This window comes from Arthrobacter sp. H5, from assembly GCF_000520595.1.
Classification (GTDB): Bacteria; Actinomycetota; Actinomycetes; order Actinomycetales; family Micrococcaceae; genus Arthrobacter_D.
Genome location: NZ_KI915034.1, coordinates 86749 through 93411, shown reverse-complemented (window position 1 = coordinate 93411; position 6663 = coordinate 86749). Strand labels below are relative to the sequence as shown.

The following is a 6663-nucleotide window of genomic DNA, read 5'->3' as shown; positions in this document are numbered from 1 at the left end:
GTCAAAACCTGCCGAGTTCACCGGCACACCGTCGTCGGCCATCATGGTCCGTGGACGAACCAATCCCTCTTCCAGCATCCTGCGAACCAACTCGGAGATATTCTGTTCCACCCGATTCGCAGGCATCATCGCCTCGACCATCGACTCGCCCGCATAGGTGCCGCCCTCCACCCACGGGGAAGAGACTGTGAATCGTCCCCGCTCAGAGTCGAGATCGAACCGGGGCGAAGGTCCGGCAAACTCCACAACGCCGGCGCGCGCCAAGGCCGCAAGCTGCTCAATCCGGAGGGCCGGCGGGCCGCTCGCAAGGCCCTCCACCAGAGGCTCAAACCAGCCGCGCAGCTCAGCGGTCCATGCGTTCTCGGTGAGTCCGCCGTCGGCCACAATCCTCTTGATCACTGACCTGCCCGCGTTCATGGCGCCGATCGCCATCTTGAGCGGATCGTCCTCGCCCAAGGCCGAGCCGGCGGCGTCAACCTCCAGGTATTCCAGCATGGCGGCGTTATAGGCAGCCGCGGAGGCAAACTTTCGCCGGGCAAAGGGCTGCGCAATACGTTCAAGGTTCAGTCTGCACTCGGCCGGAACCGAATCGAGCAGCACCCGTTCGAGAGCAGAACGCCATTCGCTGTCCGAACTGTCGAGCGCTCCACTCAAAAGGGTGAGGAAGTCCGGGGATATCACACCGGACACGCGGTCGAGCGTGTCGTAATACGCCCACACCGCATCGCGGTGCAGCAGCGGCCACAGGTCGTGGTCAAATCCAGGCTGGATCCCGTCCGCCGCGAACCGGCCCGCATTCTCCAGCGTGCAGTACCGCAGCGACACACCGCGCGGCACGTAACTGTCCAGCTTCGCCTTGGCCCGATAAGGGGTCCCCCGCCGCGACGCCGCGACAATCAGCGGCTCCTTCCCCGACGGCTCATAGGCCAACGCCTTCCCGGCCGGCTCACCGGTTGGAACAAACTCCCCGCCGCGTCCCTCCGTCAGTTGAATCATGGCGTCGAAGAAGTTCAGTCCAAGACCACGCACCAACACCGTTTTCCCGGCAGGGAACCGTCTCCAGTCGACGTCGGCAGGAACGTTCGGTGGAAGGTAGCGGACGCCAAGCCGCGCGGCTCCATCGCGCAGCGTCTCCTGCTCGCGATTCAGGTTCGCGGGCAGGTGACCCAGGGCAAGCACCACCGAATCGCAGTTCAGCTGTGTTCCGTCGCTGAGCGCCAGTTCATAAGTTGTACCGGTCCGCTGAAGGTGACGCGCCTCCGCGCGGTGATGTACGACGTCGAACCCGTCACCGGCGCAGTCCAGCAGCCTTGCGTGCACCCATGCCAGATACCTGCCGTAGAGCGGCCTGCTGGGGAAGGCTACCGAAGTGAGGGACGCGAGCTCCGCGCGATCGCCGTCGGACAGTTCCGCGGCGGGTTCGGTGTGCATCAGCGAACGCCAGTCATCAAAGGAAGAGGCGACGGGCGAGGCGGCAGTGCCCGCGGCTGCGGCTCCCACGGGTACAACGGTGGGGAAGAGGGACGGCGTGTTCATGAGGAAGTGCCGGGACTGGTCGGGACGCCAGACATGACCCGGCCCAGGATCGAAAGGATCGACCAGATGAAGGTCCATGCGTCGCCGATCCGCGGCCGGAATGGCCAGCCAGTGGGCAACCAACCGTTCGAGGACGGAGGTTCCGCGGGGGCCAGCTCCCACAATCGCCACCCGCAGTGCCCGTCCCTTGTCCATTTGACTAGGTTATCCGCATGTTTGCGCCCGCCGGAGTGTGCCTGTCCAGCGAAGTTGCCTAAGATAACGGTATGACTTCCCCCACAGACCAGCATCCCGGTCAGACCACCGATGACGAATTTCTCTGGCTAGAAGACATCTACGGCGAGAAACCACTCGACTGGGTGCGCGGAGAAAACACCATCACCGAGAGCGCCCTGATCACTCCGGAATTCCTCACCATGGAGGAGAGCCTGCTGGAGGTGCTCGACTCAACCGACCGCATCCCCATGGTTTCGAAGCGGGGCGAACATTATTACAATTTCTGGCGGGATAAGCAGCACCCGAAGGGTCTGTGGCGCCGCACCAGCTGGGAGAGTTACGCGACCGCGGATGTCGACTGGGACGTGCTGCTGGACATCGATGCCCTCAGCGCCGAGGAAGGAATGGAGTGGGTGTGGGGCGGTGCCATGTTCCTACGCCCGCCCGAGGGCGAGCCACACCGCCGCGCGTTGATCGCTCTGTCCCCGGACGGCGGTGACGCTCAGCGGTACCGCGAGTACGACGTCGTCGAGCGCGCCTTTGTGGACGGCGGCTTCGACATACCAACCGCCAAGAGCCGGATCAGCTGGGCTGGACCGGACGCGCTGCACGTGGGCACGGACTTTGGGCCCGGGTCTATGACCACAAGTTCGTACCCCCGAACGGTCCGCACGGTTCGGCGCGGGGAGGGACTGGCAGACGCCGGCCTTTACTTTGAAATCCCCGAGAACCACATGATGGCAGTGGTGATGCGGGATCAGACGCCGGGGTTCGAGCGCGACATTGCCGCGGACATCATCGACTTCTATTCCAGCAAAACCCACCTTCGCCGGGATGGCGAATGGGTCCACATTGACGTGCCCGACGACGTCAATGTTTCCCTCCACCGCGAGTGGCTGCTCCTCCGGCCGCGGACGGACTTCACGCTCGACGGCGCCCTCTACTCTGGTGGATCCCTTCAAGCGGTGCTCCTGGAGGATTTCCTGTCCGGTGAACGCACACTTCGCACCCTGTTCGCGCCCGATGCCCGCACCGCCCTGCAGTCCTGGAGTTGGACGCGCGACTACCTGCTGCTGAACCTGCTTAAGGACGTGTCCTCCGAAATCAGGGTGCTGCGTCCCGCCGCCCACTGGTCCTCGGAAATCCTGGACGCGTGCCCGCCGCTCCATGCCGTCGATGCACTCGCGGTGGATGACGAGGACGACGACGCCGGCAACGACTACTGGCTGGTCGCCACCGGGTTCCTCACGCCATCGACGCTGGTGCGGGGCACCATTGGCGGGTCGCATGAAGAGGTGAAGGCGACGCCGTCGTACTTCGATGAAACCGGCTTCACTGTTGAACAGCACTTCGCTGTGTCCAAGGACGGCACCAGGGTTCCGTATTTCCAGGTTGCGGCGGCGGATTTGGTGCTCGACGGCGGCAATCCCACCCTGCTCTCGGGTTACGGCGGCTTCGAGAAAGCCATGACACCGGCGTACAGCGGCGTGACGGGACGCGGCTGGCTGTCGCGGGAGACGCGGGACGGCCGTCACGGGGTCTACGTGCTGGCGAACATCCGCGGCGGAGGCGAGTATGGTCCCGGCTGGCACCAGGCTGCGCTGCATTCGAAGCGGCACCGGGCGTATGAGGACTTCGCCGCGATCGCCCAGGATCTGGTGGACCGCGGTGTGACCCGTCCCGAGCTGTTGGGCTGCACTGGGCGAAGCAACGGCGGGCTGCTGGTGGGAAACATGCTGACCAAGTACCCCCACCTGTTCGGGGCAATTTCCTGCGGCGTTCCACTGTTGGACATGAAGAGGTACACCAAGCTGTCGGCGGGCTATTCCTGGATTGCGGAGTATGGGGATCCGGACAAGCCCGAGGAATGGGAGTACGTACGGACATTCTCGCCTTATCACCGGCTGGAGCAGGGCATCTCCTACCCGAAGACGCTGATCTGGACCGCGACCAGTGATGACCGGGTGGGTCCTGTCCAGGCACGCAAGATGGCCGCCCGTATGAAGGCTATGGGAGTCGGGGGCGTCTGGTTCCATGAGGCTCTTGAGGGTGGACATGCCGGGGCTTCGGATAACCGTCAGGCAGCCCGGATGCACGCCATGTCGCTGGAGTTTGTTTGGAAGGCGCTGAACGGGGAGCTGTAGGCGGACGGTTTTGCTCTGGCGCTCTGTTGTTGGGTACGCTATGCAGGCAGCAGGAACGCTAGTAATAGCTGCTGGAGACGTGCCAGAGCGGCCGAATGGGCTTCACTGCTAATGAAGTGTGGGTCTAAAGCCTACCGGGGGTTCAAATCCCCCCGTCTCCGCATTTATCGAGGGGCACCCCGGACCATCAGGTCCGGGGTGCTCCTCTGTTTTGTGGGTGCCTGTCAGGCCTTGAGTGCCAGCACAAACGGCAGGACGTCCTGAGCTCCGGCGTCCCTGAGTGCCTTGCCGGCAACAGTGATGGTCCAGCGGCTGTCCGCGAGATCATCGACCAGTAGCACCGGCCCGGGGTTGGCTGCGAACCACGCGCGTCCGTCGTCCGGAACGGCGAACCGGTCCCACACTGAAGCAAGACGGAACGCACTGTTCCCGCCGGCCTGTCCAGTGGGCCACTCCCCCGGGACCTGGAGTGCTCCGAGGTAGGGAATACGCCCAACCTGAGCCAGTCCCTCCGCGAGTGACTTGATGACCTGCGGGCGTCGGCGGGACGGGACGCTGACCACTGCAACCGGCCGGACATCCCACGTCCATTCAGCCAGTACCTGTACGCATGCTTTGGCGGCACCCGGGTCAAGGGGCTGGTCCGGCGCGCCGTCCGCGAGCAGCTCACGAAGCCGCGTACCCCAGCCAAGATCAGTCAGCCGAGCGAGCGCCCGGCCGGTGGATATGCTCTGCCCCGCACCGATTCTTCCCTTGACCGGAAGACCGAGTTTGTCCATCCCCGACGGCCACTGTCCCCGTGGCTCAAGCGCTGTTCCGACCCGGCTGAGCGCCTGCTGTGCATTTTCAGACGCATCATGGGCCACTTCATCGGAGTACCAGTGGCCGGCACAGTTGTCGCAGCGCCCGCACGGAGCGGCAGCCGGATCGTCCAGCGCAGTTGCCAAAAATTCCATTCGACAGTTTGACGAGTTTTCATAGTCCAGCATGGACTTCTGCTCGATCACCCTGGCCTTTGCAATTCTGCTGTAGCGTTCCCGGTCATAGGTCCATGGCATTCCCGTGCCCCGCCACCCGCCGGTCACCTTCTGAACCGCCCCGTCCACGTCAAGGACTTTGAGTAGCAGTTCAAGCGGGGACCGCCGGAGGTTTACCCGGGCTTCCAACGCAGGCGTCGAAAGGACCTCGCCCATGGCCAGTTCTTCCAGAACGCGCTGGGCTTTGTCCTCAGCCGGCATGGACGCGGTGGCGAAGTACGCCCAGATGTCGCGGTCCTCTGCCCCCGGCAGCAACAGGACATCGGCGTTGGGCATCCCGCGGCCCGCACGGCCCACCTGTTGGTAGTAGGCCACCGGCGACGACGGTGCTCCCACATGCACCACGAAGCCCAGGTCCGGTTTGTCGAACCCCATGCCCAGCGCACTGGTTGCGACCAGCGCCTTGACTTCATTGTTCTTGAGTGCCGCCTCAGCCGATTCCCGATCGGCCGGGTCCGTGCGCCCCGTATATGCCAGCACCCGGTGTCCGTTTTCCCGCAGCAGCCTAGCGGTATCCTCTGCTGCGGATACCGTCAGTGTGTAAATGATTCCGCTGCCGGGCAAGGCCTCAAGGTGGGTCAGGAGCCACGCCAGACGGGAGCGCGGGCTCGGCAACCTGAGTACGCCCAGCCGCAGCGAATCGCGCGCGAGTTTCCCGCGCAGTGTAAAAACGTCGGTTCCGCCCGCCCCAAGCTGCTCCTCCACGTCTTTTACAACCCGTGCATTCGCAGTTGCAGTAGTGGCCAGGACAGGCACGCCCTGCGGCATGGTTTCGATCAGGTCCCGGAGCCGGCGGTAATCCGGCCGGAAATCGTGGCCCCAGTCGGAAATGCAGTGTGCCTCGTCGATAACCAGCAGCCCGGTTCGGCGAATAAGTTCGGGCAACTGCTTCTCGCGGAAAGACGGGTTGTTGAGGCGTTCAGGGGACACCAGCAGCACGTCCACCTGGTTGGCCGCCAGCTGTGCTGACACTTCTTCCCAGTCCGTCTGGTTGGCCGAGTTGATGGCCGCGGCGCGCACGCCGGCCCGCGCGGCGGCAGCCACCTGATCGCGCATCAGCGCCAGCAGCGGAGAAACGATGAGTGTTGGGCCGGCACCGCGGCTCCGCAGCAGCAGGCTGGCCACAAAGTACACCGCCGATTTGCCCCAGCCGGTGCGCTGCACCACCAGAGCGCGCCTGCCATCGGTGACCAGCGCCTCGATCGCCTCGAACTGGCCTTCATGGAACTCTGCGTCCTCCCTGCCAACGAGCGTTCGCAGGATCGAAACCGCCTGGGCATGCAGTGTGGTTGTTTCCGCCATGGGCCCCAGTATGGCAGCCCGGACCGACGCTGCAGGGGGCGTGCTGTCGTATGTGCGTAACCGCAGCCGACCCTTGCTCCACAGCCACCCACCGATGCGCGCCCTGACGTTAGACTTCACTGCGTGAACAAAACCATTGACCTGTCCGACTCATTCAAGGCCTACGACGTCCGCGGAATCGTGGGCAAGACCATCACTCCGGAGATTGTGCGCGCGGTTGGGGCGGCCTTTGTGGATTCGCTGGACCTTGCCGGTCAAACGGTCCTGGTGGGCGGCGACATGCGCCCATCCTCCCCGGAGTTCAGCAAAGCCTTCGCAGACGGGGCCACCTGCCGCGGCGCGGATGTCACCCTACTGGACCTTATTTCCACCGATGAGCTCTACTACGCCAGCGGCTCGCTCAACGCCGCGGGTGTGGTGTTCACTGC

The 6663-nt window shown here is 64.3% G+C and carries 3 protein-coding genes, 1 tRNA gene and 1 pseudogene; 3 read left to right on the top strand and 2 right to left on the bottom strand.

All coding sequences use genetic code 11. The features are described from left to right. Positions 1-1731 (bottom strand): FAD/NAD(P)-binding protein (locus Y708_RS26825; protein ID WP_035777064.1); only part of this gene is annotated, 1731 nt, incomplete at its 3' end. A gap of 71 nt (positions 1732-1802) precedes the next feature. On the opposite strand from Y708_RS26825, the gene Y708_RS0120505 reads away from it, so the two are divergent. Beyond that, positions 1803-3896 (top strand): prolyl oligopeptidase family serine peptidase, encoded by a 2094-nt coding sequence (locus tag Y708_RS0120505; protein ID WP_028281358.1) that lies wholly within the window; start codon positions 1803-1805, stop codon positions 3894-3896. Between the two features lie 73 nt (positions 3897-3969). Beyond that, positions 3970-4057: transfer RNA gene (locus Y708_RS0120500), tRNA-Ser, on the top strand. Positions 4058-4120: 63 nt separating this feature from the next. On the opposite strand, the gene Y708_RS0120495 is transcribed toward Y708_RS0120500, so the two are convergent. After that, positions 4121-6235: a RecQ family ATP-dependent DNA helicase gene (locus Y708_RS0120495; RefSeq protein ID WP_028281357.1), complete on the bottom strand. Its 2115-nt coding sequence runs from the start codon at positions 6233-6235 to the stop codon at positions 4121-4123. Between the two features lie 123 nt (positions 6236-6358). On the opposite strand from Y708_RS0120495, the pseudogene manB reads away from it, so the two are divergent. Next, positions 6359-6663: pseudogene (gene manB, locus Y708_RS26820) on the top strand (phosphomannomutase/phosphoglucomutase); the annotation flags it as partial.